The sequence below is a fragment of the Erythrobacter litoralis genome, from assembly GCF_001719165.1.
GTDB lineage: Bacteria > Pseudomonadota > Alphaproteobacteria > Sphingomonadales > Sphingomonadaceae > Erythrobacter > Erythrobacter litoralis.
Genome location: NZ_CP017057.1, coordinates 742,651 through 763,970 on the forward strand (window position 1 = coordinate 742,651; position 21,320 = coordinate 763,970).

22 protein-coding genes are annotated in these 21,320 nt (G+C 66.3%); 7 read left to right on the plus strand and 15 right to left on the minus strand.

All coding sequences use genetic code 11. The features are described 5' to 3' along the window. Nucleotides 1-169 precede the first annotated feature (169 nt). Both Ga0102493_RS03465 and Ga0102493_RS03470 read right to left on the minus strand, forming a co-directional pair. Nucleotides 170-1,120, minus strand: a complete 951-nt coding sequence (locus Ga0102493_RS03465; RefSeq protein WP_034906243.1) for a GAF domain-containing protein — start codon at nucleotides 1,118-1,120, stop codon at nucleotides 170-172. 68 nt (nucleotides 1,121-1,188) lie between these two features. Then, nucleotides 1,189-1,830, minus strand: a complete 642-nt coding sequence (locus Ga0102493_RS03470; RefSeq protein WP_034906241.1) for an NAD(P)-dependent oxidoreductase — start codon at nucleotides 1,828-1,830, stop codon at nucleotides 1,189-1,191. 250 nt (nucleotides 1,831-2,080) lie between these two features. Here Ga0102493_RS03470 and Ga0102493_RS03475 point away from each other — a divergent pair, with 250 nt between their 5' ends. Continuing rightward, nucleotides 2,081-2,518 carry an FKBP-type peptidyl-prolyl cis-trans isomerase gene (locus Ga0102493_RS03475; protein ID WP_034906238.1) on the plus strand — a complete coding sequence of 146 codons (438 nt, stop codon included), beginning with the start codon at nucleotides 2,081-2,083 and terminating at the stop codon, nucleotides 2,516-2,518. A gap of 196 nt (nucleotides 2,519-2,714) precedes the next feature. Next, a complete protein-coding gene (locus tag Ga0102493_RS03480; RefSeq protein WP_199796948.1) occupies nucleotides 2,715-3,623 on the plus strand; it encodes a TauD/TfdA dioxygenase family protein in 909 nt (302 codons plus the stop codon). On the opposite strand, the gene Ga0102493_RS15665 is transcribed toward Ga0102493_RS03480, so the two are convergent. The 7 genes from Ga0102493_RS15665 to Ga0102493_RS03510 form a co-directional block, all read right to left on the minus strand. Further along, complete coding sequence (locus tag Ga0102493_RS15665; protein WP_081845769.1) at nucleotides 3,620-3,760, minus strand: DUF2474 domain-containing protein; 141 nt, start codon at nucleotides 3,758-3,760, stop codon at nucleotides 3,620-3,622. The two genes, Ga0102493_RS03480 and Ga0102493_RS15665, sit on opposite strands and share 4 nt — an antisense overlap. After that, nucleotides 3,760-4,767: a cytochrome d ubiquinol oxidase subunit II gene (gene cydB / locus Ga0102493_RS03485; protein WP_034906232.1), complete on the minus strand. Its 1,008-nt coding sequence runs from the start codon at nucleotides 4,765-4,767 to the stop codon at nucleotides 3,760-3,762. Before cydB ends, Ga0102493_RS15665 begins: the two co-directional genes overlap by 1 nt. Beyond that, nucleotides 4,764-6,239 (minus strand): cytochrome ubiquinol oxidase subunit I, encoded by a 1,476-nt coding sequence (locus Ga0102493_RS03490; protein ID WP_051698395.1) that lies wholly within the window; start codon nucleotides 6,237-6,239, stop codon nucleotides 4,764-4,766. The genes cydB and Ga0102493_RS03490 overlap by 4 nt, the downstream gene beginning before the upstream one ends. Nucleotides 6,240-6,395: 156 nt before the next feature. Next, a complete protein-coding gene (locus Ga0102493_RS03495; protein WP_034906230.1) occupies nucleotides 6,396-7,025 on the minus strand; it encodes a peroxiredoxin in 630 nt (209 codons plus the stop codon). Nucleotides 7,026-7,316: 291 nt separating this feature from the next. Continuing rightward, entirely contained in the window at nucleotides 7,317-8,315 is a 999-nt protein-coding gene (locus tag Ga0102493_RS03500; protein WP_051698394.1) for a DUF6733 family protein, read from the minus strand. 239 nt (nucleotides 8,316-8,554) lie between these two features. Beyond that, nucleotides 8,555-9,625 (minus strand): NAD(P)-dependent alcohol dehydrogenase, encoded by a 1,071-nt coding sequence (locus tag Ga0102493_RS03505; RefSeq protein WP_034906227.1) that lies wholly within the window; start codon nucleotides 9,623-9,625, stop codon nucleotides 8,555-8,557. A gap of 105 nt (nucleotides 9,626-9,730) precedes the next feature. Continuing rightward, entirely contained in the window at nucleotides 9,731-10,525 is a 795-nt protein-coding gene (locus Ga0102493_RS03510) for an SDR family oxidoreductase (protein WP_034906225.1), read from the minus strand. 136 nt (nucleotides 10,526-10,661) lie between these two features. On the opposite strand from Ga0102493_RS03510, the gene Ga0102493_RS03515 reads away from it, so the two are divergent. The 4 genes from Ga0102493_RS03515 (at nucleotide 10,662) to Ga0102493_RS03530 (ending at nucleotide 13,050) form a co-directional block, all read left to right on the plus strand. After that, the gene (locus Ga0102493_RS03515) at nucleotides 10,662-11,225 is read left to right on the plus strand and encodes a hypothetical protein (RefSeq protein WP_034906222.1); all 564 of its coding nucleotides are present in this window, start codon (nucleotides 10,662-10,664) and stop codon (nucleotides 11,223-11,225) included. A gap of 157 nt (nucleotides 11,226-11,382) precedes the next feature. After that, complete coding sequence (locus Ga0102493_RS03520; protein ID WP_034906220.1) at nucleotides 11,383-11,841, plus strand: Dps family protein; 459 nt, start codon at nucleotides 11,383-11,385, stop codon at nucleotides 11,839-11,841. Nucleotides 11,842-11,947: 106 nt separating this feature from the next. Then, nucleotides 11,948-12,571, plus strand: coding sequence for a 6-phosphogluconolactonase (locus tag Ga0102493_RS03525; protein ID WP_034906219.1), 624 nt, complete (start codon nucleotides 11,948-11,950; stop codon nucleotides 12,569-12,571). Beyond that, entirely contained in the window at nucleotides 12,559-13,050 is a 492-nt protein-coding gene (locus Ga0102493_RS03530) for an NUDIX hydrolase (RefSeq protein ID WP_034906216.1), read from the plus strand. The genes Ga0102493_RS03525 and Ga0102493_RS03530 overlap by 13 nt, the downstream gene beginning before the upstream one ends. On the opposite strand, the gene dinB is transcribed toward Ga0102493_RS03530, so the two are convergent. Next, the gene (gene dinB / locus Ga0102493_RS03535) at nucleotides 13,047-14,138 is read right to left on the minus strand and encodes a DNA polymerase IV (RefSeq protein WP_034906427.1); all 1,092 of its coding nucleotides are present in this window, start codon (nucleotides 14,136-14,138) and stop codon (nucleotides 13,047-13,049) included. The two genes, Ga0102493_RS03530 and dinB, sit on opposite strands and share 4 nt — an antisense overlap. A 223-nt stretch (nucleotides 14,139-14,361) precedes the next feature. On the opposite strand from dinB, the gene Ga0102493_RS03540 reads away from it, so the two are divergent. After that, the gene (locus Ga0102493_RS03540; protein WP_034906213.1) at nucleotides 14,362-15,630 is read left to right on the plus strand and encodes a multidrug effflux MFS transporter; all 1,269 of its coding nucleotides are present in this window, start codon (nucleotides 14,362-14,364) and stop codon (nucleotides 15,628-15,630) included. Between the two features lie 3 nt (nucleotides 15,631-15,633). On the opposite strand, the gene Ga0102493_RS03545 is transcribed toward Ga0102493_RS03540, so the two are convergent. From Ga0102493_RS03545 to Ga0102493_RS03565, 5 genes are all read right to left on the minus strand, one after another. Continuing rightward, on the minus strand, nucleotides 15,634-17,187 hold the full coding sequence (locus Ga0102493_RS03545; RefSeq protein WP_034906211.1) for an acyl-CoA carboxylase subunit beta: 1,554 nt from the start codon (nucleotides 17,185-17,187) through the stop codon (nucleotides 15,634-15,636). Nucleotides 17,188-17,314: 127 nt separating this feature from the next. Beyond that, a complete protein-coding gene (locus Ga0102493_RS03550; protein WP_034906424.1) occupies nucleotides 17,315-19,180 on the minus strand; it encodes an acetyl/propionyl/methylcrotonyl-CoA carboxylase subunit alpha in 1,866 nt (621 codons plus the stop codon). After that, entirely contained in the window at nucleotides 19,177-19,710 is a 534-nt protein-coding gene (locus Ga0102493_RS03555) for a hypothetical protein (protein ID WP_034906208.1), read from the minus strand. Before Ga0102493_RS03555 ends, Ga0102493_RS03550 begins: the two co-directional genes overlap by 4 nt. Before the next feature lie 32 nt (nucleotides 19,711-19,742). After that, nucleotides 19,743-20,711: a phytoene/squalene synthase family protein gene (locus Ga0102493_RS03560; protein ID WP_034906205.1), complete on the minus strand. Its 969-nt coding sequence runs from the start codon at nucleotides 20,709-20,711 to the stop codon at nucleotides 19,743-19,745. Between the two features lie 16 nt (nucleotides 20,712-20,727). Beyond that, entirely contained in the window at nucleotides 20,728-21,309 is a 582-nt protein-coding gene (locus Ga0102493_RS03565) for an LOG family protein (RefSeq protein ID WP_034906422.1), read from the minus strand. Nucleotides 21,310-21,320: the final 11 nt, after the last annotated feature.

Sequence of the window (21,320 nt, forward strand, 5' to 3'; positions counted from 1 at the left end):
TCTCCTCCCGGTATGCGCCCCGGTTCGCCCGGAGCGTCGTTGGTGACGAGGAGGAGAATGACGCAATTGGAGGCGCCCGGAAGGGGAGCGGCGCCCTTGGCGGCGCCCATGTGTCTCACCGCTGAGACAGGTCTGTATGAAAAAGCGCGCGCGGCAGCCGCGCGACGGGTCATTCGAGCCCGGCGCGCCCCATCCGGCGATAGAAGGTCGCCCGCCCGATGCCGAGATCGCGCGCAGCGGCGGCCACATTCCCGCGCGAGCGGGCGAGAGCCTGGCGCAGCACCCGGCGTTCGGCCGCGGCGAGCGGATTGTCTTCGGGAGCGCCGAGAATGTCTGCGATCGGGACCGGGTCCTTCGCGCTCACTCCGGCAAGCAGTCCGCGCCGCCGTGCGCTGCGATTGGCCCCGATGACGAGATCGTCGCGATCGACCGCGACCAGCGCGCCGCCATTCGCCGCCGCGCCGCCTTCTGCGTCGAGGTGGACGATCCGGCAATCGCGATAGGCCGCGCCGAACAGCAGCCGTTCCAGTTCCGAGGCCGCTCCTGCCAGCACGCTCATGATGAGCGCCGCGGTGTCGCGGTCGTGGTCATAGCGATTGGTCGAAACGTCAAGCGCGCCGACAAGGCTCCCGCCGGCATCGTATATCGGCACGCCGTGACAGCTGACCTGCACGTTGGCGGAAAGGAAATGCTGGTCGCGGTGGATGATGACGGGTTTTTCGTCGGCAAGGCAGGTGCCGATCCCGTTGGTCCCCTCGGCCGCTTCGGACCAGCATTCGCCCGGCACCAGGCGCGCGCGGTCGAACATGTCGCGGTCGCCTTCGGCCATGCGCTCCTCGAGGATCACGCTTTCGGCATCGGTCAGAAGGATGCATCGTCCCCCGCGCACCAGCGTTCCGGCGATCCTGTCGAGCACGGGGCCGGCATGGCGGATAAGTTCCTCGCGTGCGCCGCGGGCAAGCGCGAGACGGCTCGCATCGAGCCGGTCGGCGGCGGGGCCTTTGGCGGGGTCGAGCCCGTGATGCAGGGCCGACCGACACCACGAAGCGGCGAGCGTTGAGCGTCCTGCACTGTTCGATGATATCGCTTCGCGCACGAGCTGCGCGTGCTCGTCCTCCACCCGTTTCTCCTCTCCCCGCAGGCGGAAGGTATCAGAGCGAGCGGCCGCCCACAAGCGAGCGGAGCGCGCTAGCGGGCCAGCACCACGTCGCGCCCGATGTCGAGGTCCTTCTCCACCGCGTCGACCAGATAGGCCGCGACATCGGCGCGGCTGACGATGCCGTTGGACCAGTTCGCCGGATCGCGCTTGACCTTCGCCCTTCCGGATCGCGGGCCGCCGGTCAGGATCACGGGCCGCACGATCGTGTATTGCAGCGCGCTGTGGAGGATGATCTGTTCCTGCCGGTCCTTGTCGGCATAGACCCGGCCAAGAAATGCGCGGTGGCCGAGCCTCTCGACGGTGCTCATCGCATCCTTCGACCGGCCCGCGCCATATCCCGTCACCGCGACCAGCCGGCGCACGCGCGCATCGCTCATCGCTTCGACGAGGATTTCGGTGGTGGTCGAGAACAGCGTCTCCTTCTCCCACAGCATGGACACGCTTTCCGATATGCCGAGCGCATAGATCACCGCGCGCGCGCCCTTCAGCGCATGGGCGACATCCTCGCGGTCGGTCGCGTCGCCGGGGAATGGCTCGACGAGGCGCGTCCGTTCAAGGCTGTCGGCGCTGCGGGCGAAGGCGCGCACCGGGATTTCGCGCCGCGTGGCTTCTTTCAACGCCAGCTTGCCGATGCCCGAGGTCGCACCCATCACGAGGATCGGGGCGGTCATGGGCGGGCTCCTTCGGTTGCGGAGAACGCGGTTGCGGAAGAGGGGCGGCGGGTCTCATTCGATCCGATCATGCCTTCCCAACGTGCGAGCCCGCGCGAAGTGCCGAAAAGGCGGCGGGCGGGCGATTTGACACTGGCGGCCTTGGTTGAGAGACTCGCGCGCGAAACGGAATGCCCCTGCGTGTGCGCGCGAACCCACCCGGCTTCGGGCTGCCGGACAACACGAAATTTCTCGAAAGGAATTGAATACAATGGCAACCGCAAAGAACGGCGATACCGTCGCGATCGATTATGTCGTCAAGACCAAGGAAGGCCGAGTCGTCGGCGGGACCGAGGGGCAGGGTCCGCAGACGCTCACGCTCGGCAATGACGAGATCTTCCCGCAGATCGAAAGCGCGCTGACGCAGATGGAAGTCGGCGCCGAGGACACGGTTACGATCGATGCCGAACACGCTTTCGGCCCGCGCCGCGAGGAACTGATCGTCGAGATCCCGCGCGCGAACCTGCCGCCCGACGCCCAGCCGCAGCCGGGCATGACGCTTTCGGCGCAGCAGAACGACGGCCAGCCGATCCAGCTCGTCATCACCGACGTGAAGGAAGAATCGGTCACCGCCGACGGCAACCACCCGCTTGCGGGCGAGGACCTCATTTTCGGCCTGACGCTGGTCGAGATCAAGCAGGCGGCCTGATCTGCGCAATTGATGCGCGATCGATGTCGCACGGTGCCGGGAGGCGCGATTCTGCCTCCCGGCCCAATCACCGACGCGAAAGGGGTGCTTTCTGGCCTCCGCCAATTCCGATATCCACGCCGACCCCGCGGTCCGCGCCGAGATCCTCGATCGGGCCGGCATTGAACTCATCCCCCTGGGCGCGATCGGGTCCGCCGTGCGCGGCCTCGCTCTCGATACCGAACGGCCACCGAGCGAACCGGTGCGCGCCGCGCTCGAGCATGAAATGGCGGTGCGCGGCTTTCTCGTCTTCAGGAGCGAGCGCGAAATCGATCCCGAGGCGTTCCTTGCCGCGAGCTGCTGGTGGGGCGGGCGGCGGCTCCATTCGACCCACGGGGTCCATCCCGCGACGCCCGGCGGCAATCGCCACATCTTCCGCCTGTCGAACGACCGGCGCCACGGCATTCCCGGCGTCGGGCCGCAATGGCACAATGACGGCAGCTTCCTGCCCGAGACATTCTCCCATTCCGGCTACCACATCGTCCGCCCGGCCGAGCGCGGCGGCGGAACCCATTTCGCGCACCAGGGCGATGCGCATGACGCGCTCGATCCGGCCGAGCAGGAGCGCTGGGCGCGGCTGGTTTCGGTCAATTCCAATTCGGGCGTCCTCCACCCTCTCGTCCACACCCACCCGGTGACCGGGCGGCGCTGCGTCTGGCTCCATCTCGGCATGACGGGCGCCGTGATCGAGCGGCGCGCCGATGGCGAAGGGCTGCGGCTGTTGGACGAGCGCGAACTGGGCGATCTGTGCCGGCGTTACAACGCGCTGCTGAATGACGGGTTCGATCGCGGCTATGCGCTTGCCTTTGAATACGAGGCGAATGACTGCGTCTTCATCGACAATCTCGCGGTCGCCCATCGCGCCGCGCCCCAGGCCCATGCCTCGGTTGAGGAACAAGGGCTGAGGATCATGCATCGCTCCACCGTGCAGGGCATCCACCCGCTGAGCGTTTCGGGGCTTCCCTCGCATCTCGACATGCACGCACCAAGCCCGCTTGGCGAAGGCGTGTGGCAGGGCGGGGGGATCGGCTTTCGCTGGGACGCCCATGCGCCCATGCAGAACTAGGGCGCGATCCACAGCCGCAGCAGCCACGCGACCGCGCCCAGGACCGCGACGCTTGCGCCCCAGATGAGAACCAGCCAGCCCAGCCGCTGCCAAAGCGGCCTGTCATCGGCCTCTATGTCCTCGGGCCGTTCACCCATCAGTGGTATCCTTCATCCCCGACCTTGCCGCGAAACACCCAATAGGCCCAGGCGGTGTAGCCGATGATGAGCGGCATGGTGATGACCGTGCCGACCAGCATGAAGAGCTGGCTCGAATAGGGCGCGGCTGCGTCCCAGATGGTGAGCGATGGCGGGGCGACGTTGGGCCACAGCGTGACCCCGACGCCCGCCATGCCGAACAGGAACAGCGCGAGCGACAGCCAGAACGGCTTGGAATGGCGATCGGCCGACAGCGCCCGCCACAGCATCACCGCCACCGCCCCGGTCATCAGCGGGACCGGCCAGACGTAATAGATTTCCGGCGCGGTCAGCCAGCGGGTCGCATATTCCTCGTTCAGGAAGACGTTGGCGATGCTGACCGCGCCCATCAGCACGATCGTCGCCGCCGCCGCCCATTTGGCGAGCCTGCGCGCATGGTCCTGTCCCGCGTCGTCCAGTTTCCACACCAGCCAGGTCGCGCCCAGCAGGGCATAGCCCGCCAGCGTGCCGAGCCCGGTCAGGATCGTGTAGGGCGTGAGCCAGTCGAACGGCCCGCCGGCATAGGCACGGCCCTCGATCTCGATCCCCTGCAACAACGCGCCCAGCGTCATGCCCTGCGCCAGAGCCGCGACGATGCTGCCGCCGGTGAAGGCCGCGTCCCAGTAACGCCGGTGTCCGGGATCGCGCCAGCGATATTCGAACGCGACCCCGCGAAAGACGAGGCCCAGCAGCATCGCGATGATGAGCGGATAGGTCGCGGGCAATATCACCGCATAGGCCAGCGGAAACGCAGCGAACAGGCCGCCGCCGCCCAGCACCAGCCAGGTCTCGTTTCCGTCCCAGACCGGCGCGATCGAATTCATCGCCCGGTCGCGCTCGCGCCCGGCCTCGAAGAACTTGAACAGGATGCCGATGCCCAGGTCGAACCCGTCCATCACGACATAGGCGAACACGGCGAAGGCGATGATGAACGCCCAGACGGTGGTGAGATCGACGCTGTAGGTCATTCGGCCGGCTCCGCCAGCACGCCGACCTGCCCGTTATCGCCCTGATTGTGCGACAGGCCAGGCGCGATACCCGCGGTGCGGATCGGGCCGCGGTCGCCGCGCTTGACCCCGGTTTCGCCGCTATGGGGCGGCTTGCCCATCAGTTTGAGGATGTACCACACGCCCGCGCCGAACACGGTGAAATAGATCACGACGAAGGCGACGAGCGAGGCGCCGACCGCGCTCGCCGAAAGCGGGCTTGCCGCATCGGCGGTGCGCAGCGCGCCGTAGACGACATAGGGCTGGCGCCCGACCTCGGTCGTGATCCACCCGGCCAGCACGGCAGCAAGACCCGAAGGCGACATGACGACGGCGGCGCGGTGCAGCCACGCCCAGTCGTAGAGCTTGCCGCGCCAGCGCGCGACGAGGCTCCAGAGCCCCACGCCCAGCATCGCAAAGCCGAGTGCGACCATGATCCGGAACGACCAGAACACGATGGCGGTGGGCGGCTGTTCGTCATCGGGGATCGTGTCGAGCCCGGCCATGGGCGCATCGAGATCGTGCTTGAGGATCAGGCTCGAAAGCTTGGGGATGCCGACCGCGTAATCGAGCCGCTGCTCCTCGTCATTGGGAATGCCGAACAGGTAGAGCGGCGCGCCGTCGGGATAGGAATTGTAATGCCCCTCCATCGCCATGACCTTCTGCGGCTGGTGTTCGAGCGTGTTGAGCCCGTGATAATCGCCCGCGACGATCTGCACCGGCACGACGAGCGCGGCCATCCACATCGCCATCGAGAACATCTTGCGCGCATGCATGTTGGGCTCGCCGGCGATGCCCCTGCGCCGGTCGGCCCGCTCGCGCAGCAGGTGGAACGCGCCGACCCCGCCGACGATGAAGGCGGTCGTGAGATAGGCCGCGAGCACGGTGTGGACGAGGCGATAGGGAAAGGAGGGGTTGAAGATGATGTCGATCCAGCTTCCGGCGGGCAGCATCTGCCCGTTCGCGCCGATCTCGAACCCGGTGGGCGTCTGCATCCAGCTGTTGACCGAGAGGATCCAGAAGGCCGAAAGGAACGTGCCGCCAGCGACCATGCAGGTCGCGGCGAAATGGAGCTTTTTCCCGACGCGGTTCATCCCGAACAGCATGACGCCGAGGAACCCCGCCTCGAGGAAGAAGGCGGTCAGCACCTCGTAGGCCATCAGCGGGCCGATCACGGGTCCTGCGATGTCGGAATAGACCGACCAGTTGGTGCCGAACTGGTAGCTCATCACGATGCCCGAGACGACGCCCATGGCAAAGCTGATCGCGAAGATCTTCAGCCAGAACTTGTAGAGGTCCATGTAGAGCGCCTTGCCTGTCTTGAGCCACAGCCCTTCGAGCACGGCGAGGTAGCTCGCCAGCCCGATCGTGAAGGCGGGGAAGAAGAAGTGGAAGCTCACCGTGAAGGCGAACTGGATGCGGGCGAGCAGAAGCGCGTCGGCTTGTTCAAACATTCTCGGTCCTCGTTGACGGCAGACGAATGGCGAAAGCCGTTTTCAATCCCGTGACGTTCACAGTCCGGTGCAGGCACGATCGTGGGCGCCATGCGGTTTCACGCGGGGAACGGCCTTTCGGGTCGGTCCGTTCCCCGCGCCGGTCCGGCATCCGGGTCAATTCACGTGGGTCGTTCTGAGATAGGGCTTGATGGTGGTGAAGCCCTGCGGGAAAAGCCTGCGCGCTTCCTCGTCGCCGATCGAGGGCGGGATGATGACCTCGCCGCCCGGCGTCCAGTTGGCCGGAGTCGCGATCCGCGCCCGGTCGCCGAGCTGAAGGCTGTCGATCACGCGCAAGATCTCGTCGAAATTGCGCCCCACGCTCATCGGATAGGTCATTGTCAGGCGGATCTTCATGTCGGGATCGATGATGAAGACCGAGCGCACCGCAGCCGTTTCGCTCTGGCCAGGATGGATCATGTCATAGCTGCGCGCGATGGTCAGATCCGGGTCGGCGACGATCGGGAATTGCAGGCTGACCCCTTGCGTCTCGTCGACATCGCAGATCCAGGCGCGGTGCTCTTCGACCGTGTCGGTGGACAGGCCGAGCGGTTTGACATTGCGCCTTTCGAATTCCCCGGCGAGCCGGGCGGTCATGCCCATCTCGGTGGTGCACACAGGGGTGAAATCCGCCGGGTGGCTGAAGAAGAAGACCCAGCTGCCCTTTGCCCATTCGTGCAGCGTGATCGGGCCGGCAGTGGTGTCGACCGTGAAATCGGGGGCGGTATCGCCGATATGCAAACTCATGGTGATTGGCTCCTTTTCGTGGAGGCTCTTTCGTAGCGCGGCTGCCGTGCAGACGCCAATTCGATTACACAATTAGCATAATCGATTTTATTCGCCATGGAATTTTGGGCAATAGCCGATGCGAATCGCGCAAATCGTCCCTATCGATTGCAGGAGGTTGCAAGTCAGATGGCTGGACTGCATCGCTCCCTCGATGCAAGAGGCGCCGCCCGCATTCATGCGAGCGGCGCCTCAAGGTGCCTCACGGCCCGGTGCGCCAATGGCTGGAAGGCGCGCCGGACCGCAGGGAGATCAGAACGAGAAGCCGGCGGTCAGCTTGTAGAAGTCGCCGTCATTGCCGTCCTCGATATCCGCGCCCGCGGTGAAGCGAGCGAAGAAGCCGTTGCTGGTCGAGAATTGCACATACGGTCCAAGCCACTGATACGCGACCGCGGTCGACCCGCCGGGGAAGGTGTTCCGGGTGTTGCTAAGGAGCTCGTAATGCGCGCCGGCCGAGAAATTGTCGCTGAACTTGTACCCGGCATTGATCCAGGTGTGCAGGAAGTCGAGCGCGGCATCATCGTTGCGATTGCGCAGGGCCGCGTAATAGCCGCCGTAGAATTCCGCTTCGAACGTGTCGTCGGAATAGTTCATGGTCAGGCTGGGGACGATACCGTCGGCGAAATTGCCGCCGGTCCCGGTCGGGACGTCGTTCGCATCCAGCACGCCGCCCGAGAGAAGGGCGCCGTTGGTGAGGCCGATCTGCGGCTTGATCACGAGGTTGCCGGTGTAGATCGCCGCGCCCACGCCGAATTCGGTCCACAGGTCGCTGCCGAGGCCGGTGCCGAAGGCGTCAGTGGTCCAGATGATGCCGTAAAAGCTGAAATCGACATTGTCGCTGACCGGGATCAGGCCGTTGAAGGCCGGGTAGAAGCCGAAGAAGGCATCTTGGTTCAGCGTGACGGTGAAGCTTTCCGAACGGCCGCCCGTCTCGCCCTGCGCAGCAGCGGCAGCAGCAGCGGTCACGGCGATCTCGCTCGAGGCGGGAGCGGCCGCCGATGCGGAGGTCAGTGCGAAATCGGCGACGCTGAGCGTGCCGGCAGCAGTGTTGGGAGCCGAGATCGTCTCGCTGCCCGCATCGGCGCTGGGCGCGATCGCTTCGAGTGTTTCGGCAAGCTCGAGCGTGGATTCGTCGATCGCAATGGCTGAGGCCGCCGAGCTGACGGCGAGCGAATCTTCCTGGGCGATTGCCGGCGCGGACGCCGCCGCGATCGCGAGGACGAGCGGCGCGTGGATATACCTGGTCTTCATGTGGAACGCTCCTTCTAGAGAGGTTTGGTGCGTTCCGCCTGCGATTCCTGAATGCCGGGCCTCTGTTCGAGGCGGGCCCGTGCATGTCGTCCAACATGTCTAATTCTTGACACCGGACTCGCAAGCGCCTTGTGCGAGTGACTATCAGAAATCATATGTTGCGTTGCACAAAGGCAACACGCAGTTTTACTGCGCAAATTGTCCGGACGGCTCCAAGAAAATGGCGCGTTCGCGTTCGGTCAGGCGGCGCGCAGGCTCTCCATGTCGATCACGAAGCGATATTTCACGTCGCTCGCCTCCATCCGGTCATAGGCCTCGGCGATGTCCTGCATCGCGATCACCTCGATATCGGGCAGGATGTTCTTCTCGGCGCAGAAATCGAGCATCTCCTGCGTCTCGGCGAGCCCGCCGATCCCGCTTCCCGTCAGCACCTTGCGGCCCAGCAGCAGGGCGCTGTGCAATTCGGGCATCATGTCGATCATCCCGACCAGCACCTGCACCCCGTCCACCCGCAGCAAATGAAGATAGGGCGTGACGTCATGGCGCACGGGAATCGTGTTGAGCACGAGGTCGAAATAGCCCGATTTCGCCTTCATCGCGGTCTTGTCCGTGGTGTTGAGAAACGCGTGCGCGCCCAGCTTCTCGGCATCGTCCCGCTTGCTCTCGCTGCGGGAAAGCACGGTGACTTCGGCGCCCATCGCCGCGGCAAGCTTCACGCCCATGTGGCCGAGCCCGCCGAGCCCCGCGACCGCGACACGGCTCCCCGGGCCGACTTTCCAGGTGCGCAAGGGACTGTAGCTCGTGATCCCGGCGCACAGCAGCGGCGCGGCTTCGGCCATGGGCAGCGCGTCGGGAACCTTGAGCACGAATTCCTCGCGCGCGACGATGCGTTCGGAATAGCCGCCATAGGTGGGCGTTCCGTCGCGCCGGTCGATGCCGTTATAGGTCCCGGTCATCCCTCCATCGAGGCAGTATTGCTCGAGATCGGCCTCGCAATGGCGGCATTCCATGCACGAATCGACCATGCATCCGATCGCGACCCGGTCGCCGACTCCGTGCCTCGTGACCGCCTCGCCGATGGCTGCGACCGTGCCGACGATCTCGTGGCCCGGCACGATCGGATAGGTCGTGCGGCCCCAGTCGTTGCGCGCCGAATGGAGATCGGAATGGCAGATGCCGCAATGGCTGATGTCTATCAGCACGTCGTCTGCGCGCAGGCCCCTGCGGGTGATCTCCATCGGTCCCACCCCGCTGTCGGGTGCGCTCGCGCCATAGGCCTTCGTCGGATATTCGTTCGTCTGCGTTGCCATTTGTTTTCCCTCGCGGCTTGTTCGCTTCGCTTGCGCCTCCGGGGGCGGCCTACCGGCCGGCGCGCGGTCGCGCTTGCAAAGCCTTACGGCTTCGGTTCGCTCTTCCTATTTCGGCGGCATACGGATCGCCCCGTCGAGCCGGAACTGGTGCCCGTTGATATAGGAATTGCGTGCGATCTCGAGGATCAGCGAGGCGAATTCCTCCGGCTCGCCCAGCCGTTTCGGGAACGGGACCGAAGCGTTCAACTGCTCCCACATCGCCGGGTTGCGGTCCTTCATGCCGAGCATCAGCGGGGTCGCGAAGATCCCGGGCATGACCGAGTTCACCCGGATGCCGAGATCCATCAGGTCGCGCGCCATTGGCAGGACGAGGCCGTTCACCCCCGACTTGCACGAACCGTAGATGACCTGCCCGATCTGTCCGTCCTGCGCCGCGACGCTGGCGGTCAGCACGATCGCGCCGCGCTCGCCATCCTCGTTGAGCGGATCGGCATTCGCCATGCCGAGCGCGGAAATGCTGGCGACGCGGTAACTCGCGACCAGGATGCCCTCGGCCCCGAAGGCGTAATCCTCGGTCGAAAGCCGCTCGTAGCCGCCGGTTTCCTTGTCCCAGCCGATCGTCTTGCCGCGCTTCGAGGCCATGGCGCAGTGGACGGTCACGCGTTCCTGCCCGTTCGCGGCACGCGCCGCGGCGAAGCCTTCCTCGACGCTCGCCTCGTCCATGATGTCGACATGGTGGAAGGTCCCGCCGATGCTGGCGGCGTGTTCCTCACCAGCCTCGTCGTTGATGTCGAAGATCGCGACCTTCAGCCCGGCCTCAGACAGCGCCGCCGCGCTCGCCCGGCCGAGCCCCGAGGCGCCGCCAGTCACCACCGCCGCCATGCCCTTTTCAAGCTTCATACATTCTCCCCTTGCTCCCCTGTTCGCCTTGTCGGTCGGCGCGAGCCTAGGCGCGAAGCGAGGCACGCGCCACCTGTCGATTTGTGCGGGGAAAGGCCTGTCGCGCGCGCGCGCGAGTGATAAGGCCGGATGCGCCATGGACAGCTTTCTCTTCACCCTGCTGCTGGTCTTCGCCATCGCGCTCGGCGGGCGAGACCAGCTGACCGTGGCGCATTTTTCCGATGCGCTCGGGCGGTCGGGGTCATTGCTCGCTCTTGGAATTGCCGCGTCCGCCGCAAGCGCGGCGTTGATGGCATGGGCGGGCGCCAGCCTCGCCGCGATCCTGCCGAGCCGCGCGGCCGAAATGCTGGTCGCCTTCGCGCTCGCGATTGCCGCGGCCGAACTGGCATGGCCCGCGCGGGTGAAGCGCCCGGCCGAACCGACCCGTTCATTGGGGGCGATCGCGATCGTGGTCCTTGCAAGACAGGTCGGCGATGCGGCCCGGTTCGCGGTCTTCGCCTTCGCCGCCGAGGCGGTCTATCCGGTTGTGACGGTGATCGGCGGAGCCATCGGGGGCGGCGCGGCGATCGCGCTCGGCTGGTATGCGGGGGGCGCCCGCCTCGCGCGGTTTCCCCTGCGCGCCATGCGGCTGGCGCTTGCCGCCTTGCTGTTCGTTGCGGCGCTCTTCATCGGATTGAACGCTCGTTACATGGTCTGGTGATCGAATTAAACGATCGCTGCGACCTATCTTTTTGGCGAAACGATCTGCGCTTTCGCCCGTTGGTCCCATGAAACATAATGATGCAGCTCTTTGCAATTCATTCGCAAAGACGAACGCCCGGTCCGCGGGTCGCATCGCAGGAAAAGGAGAAACGCTCATGGCTGACCAATCGAATTCGAAGGCCGCTCTCATCGCCGAACTCAACGGGCTTCTCGCCGATCACTTCGCGCTGTTCACCAAGACCAAGAATTTCCACTGGCACGTCAAGGGCCCGCGGTTCCGCGACCTTCACCTGCTGTTCGACGAACAGGCGATCGAAATTCGCGACCAGATCGACGATATCGGCGAACGGGTGCGCAAGCAGGGCGGCGAAACACTGACCTCGATCGGCTCGATCGCCAAGCACACCCAGATCAAGGACCAGGACGGAACCTCGCTTTCGCCCGACGAGATGATTTCCGAACTGCGCGACGACAATCAGAAGATGGTCTACCGGCTGAAGAAGATGAAGCCCCTCGCCGAAGATGCGGGCGACAACGCGACCGACGGCCTGCTCGACGACTGGACCGACATGGCGGAGGAACGCGTGTGGTTCCTCTCCTCGATCCTCGGCTGATCGCGGCCGATCATTCACGAAACGGGCCGCTGCCGCATCGCCGGCAGCGGCCTTTTTTGCGGATGCCGGCCTTATCCGCTGGCGCGCGCTCTGATAGGGAGACTGCGTGAGCGTTTTCATCCACCATGCCGCCGAGGCCGCGATCGCCGACTGGATCGAGCGGCACCTGCGCGATGCGCTGGCCAGGGGAAATGACCCGGTCGCGATCACGGTTCCGGGCGGCTCGACCCCGTTTCCCATCTTCGAGCGTCTTGCCCGGCGCGATCTCGACTGGAGCCGGATCGAGATATGGCCCGGAGACGACCGGGTCGTGCCCGAAGATCACGCCGCCTCGAATACCGGCAGGATCCGCGCGATCTTCGAGCCTGCGGGGGCGCGGGTCGAAACGCTTGGCGAGGACGCTGACCTCCCGCCTTTCGCGCTGACCTGGCTCGGCATGGGCGCGGACGGACACATCGCCTCGCTCTTCGCGAACACCGATCCCGATCCCGATGACCCGCGTCGCGTGCGCCGCCTGACGCCCGACCCGCTCCCTGCCGAGGCGCCGTTCGACCGGATCACGCTCACCATCCCCTCGCTCATCGCAACGCGCGCGCTGATGTTCGTCATTCGCGGAGAGGAAAAGCTGGCCGTGTTCGAAAAGGCGGCGCGGGGCGAGGGCGACCTTCCGATCGCCCGTCTGCTCGCCCGCGCGCGCGCGCATGGCATCGCGGTCACATGCTTCACCTGATCGAGCGGCTGCTTCCCGCGCCGCTGCACCGCGCGCTGCTGCCCATTGCCTTCCGTCTGCGCCAATACTGGCGGCGCTGGCGCGGCGCGCCGATCGCAGGCTGCGCGGTGGTGATCGACAACGGTTCGGGCGAAATCCTGCTGCTGCGCCATTCCTATGGCCCGCGCCTGTGGATGCTGCCGAGTGGCGGGATCGGCTCGCATGAGGAGCCCGAGGTCGCCGCCCGCCGCGAAATCGCCGAGGAGCTCGGGATCAGGCTTGCCCGGATTGTGCCGGTCGCAGTCCTCGCCGAACAGGTTTCGGGCTTGCCCCACAGCACACATCTCTTCGCCGCGACCAGCAATGCCCGCCCGCGTCCCGACCAGCGCGAGGTGATCGAGGCGCGCTTCTTTCCGACCCATTCGCTGCCCGAACCGCTGGGGCAGGTCACCGCCGCACGGATCGCGGCATGGAAGGCGAGGGGGACCCGGGCGGGCTAGAGCAGGGAAAGCTGGGCGGTGTCCCGCGGCGACTCCCTGTCCCCCTCCTGTCCTGATCCCCCACGGTCGAGATTGGAGAGCGTAAGCCCCATCAGCCGGATCGGCATGGGCAGCGGCAGCGCCTCCTCCAGCAATTCGCGCGACATGGTCGCGAAGCGTGCCTTGTCCTCGATCCAGTCTCCTCCTTGAGGGGAATGGGCGCGAGGCGGGATGGACTTGGCGCGCGTATTGATCCGGAAATCGGTGTATTTGAGCTTCAGCGTCACCGTGCGTCCGCGCGCTTCGGCCCGCTCGATCCGCTCCCACACGATGTCGATGATCTCCTCCAGCGTGTCGCGCAGCGCGCCTGCCGCGTCGATATCCTGCGAAAAGGTACGTTCCCCGCCGACCGATTTGCGGATCCGGTGCGGTCGCACGGGGCGAAGGTCGATGCCGCGTGCGGCGCGGAACAGGTAATCGGCAAAGGACCCGAAATTCGCGCGCAGGAACGCGATGTCCTTGCCCGCGAGGTCCGCGCCCGTCTCGATCCCCAGCCGCTTCATCTTTTCCTCGGCCTTCGGACCCACGCCGTGAAAGCGCCGGATCGGCAGCGTCGCGACGAACGCCGCCCCTTCGCCCGGACGGATGACGCACAGGCCATCGGGCTTGTTCTGGTCGCTCGCGAGCTTGGCGAGGAACTTGTTGTAGCTGACCCCGGCGCTCGCGGTGAGCTGCGTCTTGGCCCGGATTTCCTGGCGGATCAGTTCTGCGATGCGGGTGGCGCTGCCGATACCCAATCGGTCCTCGGTCACGTCGAGATAGGCCTCGTCGAGCGAGAGCGGTTCGACCAGCGGCGTGTGGTGCTCGAACACGGCGCGGATCTGGCGGCTCGCCTCGCGATAGGCATCGAAGCGGCTCTTGACGAAGATGAGGTCGGGGCACAGGCGCTTTGCCGTGACCGATGGCATCGCGCTTTTCACCCCGAACTTTCGCGCCTCGTAGCTTGCGGCCGCGACCACGCCGCGCCCGCTCGACCCGCCGACCGCGACGGGTTTTCCGCGCAATTGCGGATTGTCGCGCTGTTCCACGCTGGCGAAGAAGGCATCCATGTCGACATGGATGATCTTGCGCAGCCCGCCGGATTCCTCGTCCGGGCTGCCATCGTCATTTGTTGCGGGCGGGTCGTGCGGCACGCAGGGAGAATAGGCTGCTCGCCGTGCGGGGAAAAGTTTTCGCTTGCTACCCATTGGAACTTTCCTGCCCGATCATGATTTTGTGCATATGCGAAAAGAAGAGTGGTCATCGGGCGAGCCGGCGGGCAAAGGGCCGGGCATGGCGACGACTGCCCGACCTTCTTCCGCGCCTGCCCGCCTGGGCGAAAGAGAGCTGATCTGGCTGATGGCGCTGCTGATGGCCCTGCAGGCCTTCGGCATCGACGCCATCCTGCCCGCGCTCGACGAACTCGCGCTCGATCTCGGCGTGCCGGGGAATGAGCGTCAGTTCATCATCGGGGTCTACCTGCTGACCGCCGGTATCGGCGCGCTCGTTCCGGGTGCGCTGGCCGACCGGTTCGGAAGGCGGCCCGTCCTGCTCGGGTCGATCGGCATCTATATCGTGCTGTCGCTGGCGAGCGCGCTGGCGCCCACCTATGACGTCCTCGTCGCGATCCGCGCCGCGCAGGGCTTCTTCGCTGCGGGGATCGTCGCCCTGCCGCCCGCGATCATCCGCGACAAGGTCGGAGGTGACCGGATGGCCCGGATGATGAGCCTCATCTTCGTGATCTTCATGCTTGTCCCGGCCATCGCGCCGAGCATTGGCGAACTTATCCTGCTGGTCGCCGACTGGCGCACCGTGTTCCTCGCTATGGCGGTGCAGGGCATGTTGATGGGCACATGGGCGTGGCTGCGCCTGCCGGAAACGCTGGCGCCGGAACACCGCCAGCCGATCCATGTCCGCACCATCGCGCGCAATATGGGCCGCGCGCTCAGCATGCCGAGCGTGGTGGGATATGTCTTCGGCTCCTCGCTGGTATTCGGCGCGCTGTTCGGCTTCATCAATTCATCGCAGCAATTGATCACGGAGACATTCGGCGCGGGCGACATTTTCCCGATCGTCTTCGGCATCTGTGCGGGCGCGATGGCGATTGCGAGCTGGTCCAATTCGCGCATCGTCGAACGCTTCGGCGCGCGCCGGGTCAGCCACACCGCGCTGTTCGCCTTCATCGCCGTGTCGAGCGTGCAGGTCGTCGTCGCGTTCCAGAGCGAACAGAGCCTGTGGGTCTTCGTGCCGCTGATGGCGGTGAACATGGCGCTGTTGGGCTTTATCGGCAGCAATTTCGGATCGATCGCGATGAATCCGTTCTTCGCCATCGCGGGCGCGGCGAGTTCGGTTCACGGCTTCGTGCGGATGACGGTCGCCGCGGTGCTGGGCGCAGCGATCGGTTATGCCTATGACGGGACCGCTCAGCCGCTGGCGCTGTCCCTGCTCGCATCGGGCCTCGTCTGTCTTGCGCTGGTCCTGTTCAGCGAGAAAGGCCGCCTGTTCGGCCCGCCCGAGCCGGAAATGGGCTTCGGCCAGGACGCGGCTAAGGCGTTCGACTAGCCTTCAGCGCCCGCTTTCGAGCCTGCGCCACGCCAGCTGCGCGAATTCGCACAGCAGCGGGCGGGTGTCGCGCGGGTCGATGATATCCTCGACATTGAAGCGTTCGGCGCTGCGAAACGGGCTGGTGACTTTCGCCAGCCGCTCCCTGATCGCCGCCAGTTCTGCCGCCGGGTCGTCGGCCGCTTCGAGTTCGGCCTTGTAGGCTACCTCGAGCCCGCCCGCGATCGGCAGGCTCCCCCAGTCGCCCGACGGCCAGCAGAAGCGGTATTGATAGCGTTCCGCATTGCTCATCGCGCTGCCCGCAATGCCATAGGCGCGGCGCATCACCACGCTCGCTAGCGGGACGGTGGCCTTGTAGATCGCGTTCATCGCCTGCGCGCCATAGCGGATCGTCCCGGCCATTTCCGCCTCGCGCCCGATCATGAAGCCGGGATTGTCGACAAGGTGGACGATCGGCAGGCGGAACTGGTCGGCGAGGCGGACGAAACGCTCGACCTTTTCGGATGTCTTCGCCTCCCAAGACCCGCCGAGATAGCTCGGATCGCTCGCCACGACCGCGACTGGCCAGCCGTCGAGCCGGGCAAGCGCGGTGATCGCAGCGCGGCCCCAGTTCCGGCCGATCTCGAACACCGTGCCGGAATCGAGGATCATCTCGAGCGCGCGGCGCATCGAATAGACCTGTTTCGGGTCGTGCGGGACGAGGGAGAGCAGCGCCTCCTCGCGCCTGTCTGCCGGATCGGAGCATTCCGCGCGGCGGGCGAGCTGGCCGACATGTTCGGGCATGAAGCTTAGGAAATGCCGCGCCCGGGCGAAGGCCTCTGCCTCGCTTGCCACCTCGTCATCGACCACGCCGTTGCGGGTGTGGATCGCGCTGCCGCCGAGCGCTTCCTTCGCGTCCTCACGATTGCCCGAGCCGTCGCGATAGGCCTCGCCCATCGCCTCGACCACGGCGGGTCCGGCGGCGAAGATCTGCGAAAGGCCCTTCACCATGATCGAATAGTGGCTGGCGACCGTGCGCGCCGCGCCGAGCCCCGCCGTGGGGCCAAGTGCCAGCGCCACGACCGGCACGGTGTCGAGGTTCGTCACCACATCGCCCCAGCCGGGCACGGCGGGGATATAGGTCGCGCCGATCTGCTCCAGCGTCTTGACCGAGCCGCCGCCGCCCGTCCCGTCGATCATGCGGATGATCGGCAGGCGCAGCTCGTGCGCCATCTGTTCGGCCTGCACCATCTTGCGTGCGATCCCCGCATCCGCCGCGCCGCCGCGGATGGTGAAGTCGTCCGCCGTCGCGACGACCGGGCGGCCATTGATGAGAGCCTTGCCGAACAGGAAGGGGGCGGGGGTCACGCTCTCGAGGTCACCGTTCGCGTCGTAATGGCCCTTGCCCGCAATCTTGCCGATCTCGCGGAAGGAGCCTTCGTCGACGAGCGCCGCGAGCCGCGCGCGGGCGTCCATCTTGCCGCGCGAATGCTGCCGCGCGACCTTGTCCGGCCCGCCCATTTCCTCCGCGAGAGCCTCGCGGCGCCGCAGTTCCTCAAGTTCCTTCGCCCAGGTCATGAGTCTGTTTTTCCGCACGCCATCCGGCGTGCGAAATCCTCGCGCCTGACGGCGCTGCGGGCGGGCGCCAACGAATATGGGCGCCCTTGCGGTTGCTGCGCAACCGTTTGGTGCGGAGCAGCTACCCTCACGCTTCAGGCTCCACCACGCACAACACCGCCTCGACCTGCACCTGCCCGCCGACGCTCGCTTCGAGGGCCGTGACGGTCCCGTCGAAGGGCGCGGTGAGGGCGTGTTCCATCTTCATCGCCTCGAGCACCATCAGCCGCTGCCCGGCGGTGACGGCCTCGCCCTCGGCGACATCGAGCGCGATGACCTTGCCCGGCATCGGCGCAATGATCGCCCCGTCGGCGGCGGAGGCTGCGCCGCTGCCCCGGCTGGCAAAGGGCGCAAGGGCGAAGGTTTCGCCGAGCAGGTTGACCCAGACCGTCTCGCCATCGTCGAACTGGAGGACACCGTCGAAGGGGCGCGAGGCGTCGCCCTTGGCGACCGCATCGCCCAGCATCATCGCGACCTCCATCTGGGGTGCCGCGTTGAGGCGGTAGCCGGTCAACGCAGGTCCGCGCTGCCCGGCGTTGCGGGCAAGGAACGGAATCGCTGCCTGATCGAGCGCGGCTTGCGACAATTCCACCGCTTCGCTCCATTCCGGATTGCGAGCGATGAGGCCGGTATCGAGCGCCGCGCTCTCGAACTCGTCCGAAGTAAGCGCGCGCAGCAGGAAGGGCGCATTGGTCTTGACCGGATAGACCAGCAATTCCTCGATGCAATCCTCGAGCCGCCAGATGGCCGCCTCGCGGTCCTCGCCGTGCACGACAAGCTTCGCGATCATCGGGTCGTAGAAGGGCGAGATCTCGTCATCCTGTTCGACGCCCGTCTCGATCCGGGTGTAGCCGTCATCGATGGAGAACATTTCGAGCCGCCCCGTACTCGGCAAAAATCCCTTCGCCGGATCTTCCGCATAGAGCCGCGCTTCAATCGCGTGGCCGTTGATCGACAGCTCGTCCTGCGCCAGCGGCAGCGGCTCGCCGCTTGCGACGCGCAGCTGCCATTCGACCAGATCGACCCCCGTGATCTCCTCGGTGACGGGATGTTCGACCTGAAGCCGCGTGTTCATCTCCATGAAGAAGATGCGGTCCGCCCTCAGCCCCTCGCTGGCATCGGCGATGAATTCGATCGTGCCTGCGCCCTCGTAATCGACCGCCTTGGCGGCGCGCACGGCGGCGGCGCAGATCGCTTCGCGGGTGCTCTCGTCCATGCCGGGGGCGGGGGCTTCCTCGATCACTTTCTGGTGGCGGCGCTGCAAGCTACAGTCGCGCTCGAACATGTGGACGACGTTGCCGTGGGCATCGCCGAACACCTGCACCTCGATATGGCGGGGCGAGGTGATCCACTTCTCCAGCAGCACTTCATCATTGCCGAAGCTGGCCTTGGCCTCGCGGCGGCAGGATTCGAGCGCGGCGGCGAAGTCAGCCGGGGCATCGACCTTGCGCATCCCCTTGCCGCCGCCGCCCGCGACCGCCTTGATTAGCACCGGATAGCCGATGGCCTCCGCCTCTTTCGACAACCGCTCGACCGACTGGTCCTCTCCCTCGTAGCCGGGAGTGACCGGCACGCCCGCCTCTCGCATCAGCTTCTTGGCGGCGTCCTTAAGCCCCATCGCCTCGATGCTTGAGGGCTTCGGCCCGACCCAGATCAGGCCTGCGTCGATCACCGCCTGCGCAAACGCGGCGTTCTCCGAAAGAAAACCGTAGCCGGGATGCACCGCCTCTGCGCCTGTCTCCTTCGCAGCGGCGATGATCTTGTCGCCGACGAGATAGCTCTCGGCCGCGGGCGATGGGCCGATATGCACGGCCTCGTCGGCAGAGCGCACGTGCAGCGCCTTCGCATCTGCGTCGGAATAGACCGCGACCGTCGCCACGCCCATGGCGCGCGCGGTGCGGATGATGCGGCAGGCGATCTCGCCTCGGTTCGCGATGAGGAGCTTGGTTATCATTTCGCCGGCACCTCGGGTGCGCCGAGCGCCTCGCACTCGTCGAGCGCGCTCATGGTGAAGGTCGTGTTGGTCACGCGCCAGCCCTCGGCGAGCCGTGCGAGGCTCATCGAATTGATCCCGCAATGGGTCGGCTGGCCGTCGACGAGGAAGACATAGGGACCCCAGACCTGAGCCATGTCCCCGTCGACCAGCACGGTGTCGTAACGCATGTATTCGTCGGTGCCGGGCGGGCTCTTTTCCCATCCCGCGAGATGATCGGCGGCGGCGCGCGTGACGATGCGTGGGGCGGCCGGATCGCGGCGGTCGTGGATGAAGATCGTGCCGCGCGGGTCCATCCTCCGGGCGAGCGCGGTCTTGTCGGGATTGCGTAGCGCCTCGAAGAACGCGTCGACGGCGCCAATGACCTTGGCAGTGATTTCGGCAGTGACCTCTGCGGTGACTGCGGCCCGCGCGTCTCCAGCGGGCTGGGCGGCGAGCGGCGCGGCGGCGAACGCGATCAGCGTGGCGGCCAGTAAGCGGGTTCCTCTCATGGCGACAGCGCTACGCCACCGCCCCCCGCGCTTCAAGCCGGATCGGGCCGGAAATCCGCGATCCCCCACGTGATCGGCCCGTCCGGGTGTTTCTCGCGGTTGATCGCTGCCGACAGGAACGCGCGCGCGCCGTAAACCGCCTTTTCCCAGCGCGGCACGTAGGTGCGGCTGTTCCACGCGTCCTTCCCGCGCTTCCTCACCTTGCGCCCGATCGCACCATAGATGCGCGCGGCGGACAGCACCGCCCAGCGGCTGCGGAAGGGCAGGCGTTCCGCCCCGACGCGCGCTGCGGCCTCGTGCTTTTCGACCAGCGCGACGAGCCGCGCGGCCATGGCGGCGAGTTCTTTCCTGTGATGCGGCTTGGTGTGCTGGCCGGGTTCGATATCCTGCTCGACCAGCCATTCGACGGGCAGGTAACACCGCCCCGCCGCGTCGTCCTCGACGATGTCGCGCGCGATGTTGGAAAGCTGGAAGGCAAGGCCGAGATCGTTCGCCCGGTCGAGCGTGTCGGTGTCCGCAGGGTCCACGCCCATGACGACCGCCATCATCACGCCGACCGCGCCCGCCACGTGGTAGCAATAGCGCATCATGTCCGCCTCGCTCCGGGGGCGCCAGTCCTCGGCATCGAGCTGGAATCCGGCGATCACGTCCTCGGCCATGGCCGGCGTCAGCCCGCATTCCTTCGCCACCACGCCCAGCGCATCGAAGGCAGGGTCGCCAGTCGGTTGCCCGGCGAAGGCTTTCGCGGTCAGGCGGCGGATATGGGCGAGCCGCGTGGCGAGATCCGACTGGTCGCCCAGCTCGCCGCCCATCACCTGGTTGTCGGCGATGTCGTCGCAGCGCCGGCACCAGGCATAGAGCAGCCACGCCCGTTCGCGCGTGTCACGATCGAACAGGCGCGAGGCGGCGGAAAAGCTGTGCGATCCGTGCTTGATCGTCAGGCGCGCGTGTTCGACCAGCCGTTCCCGGCGCGTCGGTTCGAAGGATGGTTCGACCCCCATCGCGCGCCCGCTCCCCCTAGAGGTCCTCGGCCTTCATGCGGAAGATCGGGGTGTGCGGTTCATAGGCCTGCATCTTCTCGAGGAGGTCGGGCAGGCGCGTCGCATGGATGAGGATGTTCTGGTGCGCACTCCGCACGAAGCCGACCTTGGCCATGTGCGTGTTGAAGGCGATGAGGTGGTCGTAGAAGCCGTAGGCATTGAGCAGGCCGACCGGGTCGGAGTGATAGCCCAATTGTGCCCAGCTCATCGCTTCCCACAATTCGTCCATCGTGCCGACGCCTCCCGGCAGCGTCACGAAACCGTCGGAGAGGTCGGTGAATTTCTGCTTGCGCTCGTGCATGCCGGAGACCGCGATCAACTCGTCGCAATCGTGGTTCGCGACCTCGGCCTTGACGAGGCTTTCCGGGATGATGCCGATGACCTCGCCTCCGGCCGCCTTGGCGCCTTTCGCCACCGCGCCCATCAGGCCGAGCCGACCGCCGCCATAGACGACACCGATTCCGCGCTGGGCAAGGGCGGCGCCGACATCCTCGGCAAGTTCGACATAGCGCGGATCGGCCGGGCTGGCGGAGCCGCAATAGACCGCGAGCCTTCGCATGGACCGTTTCA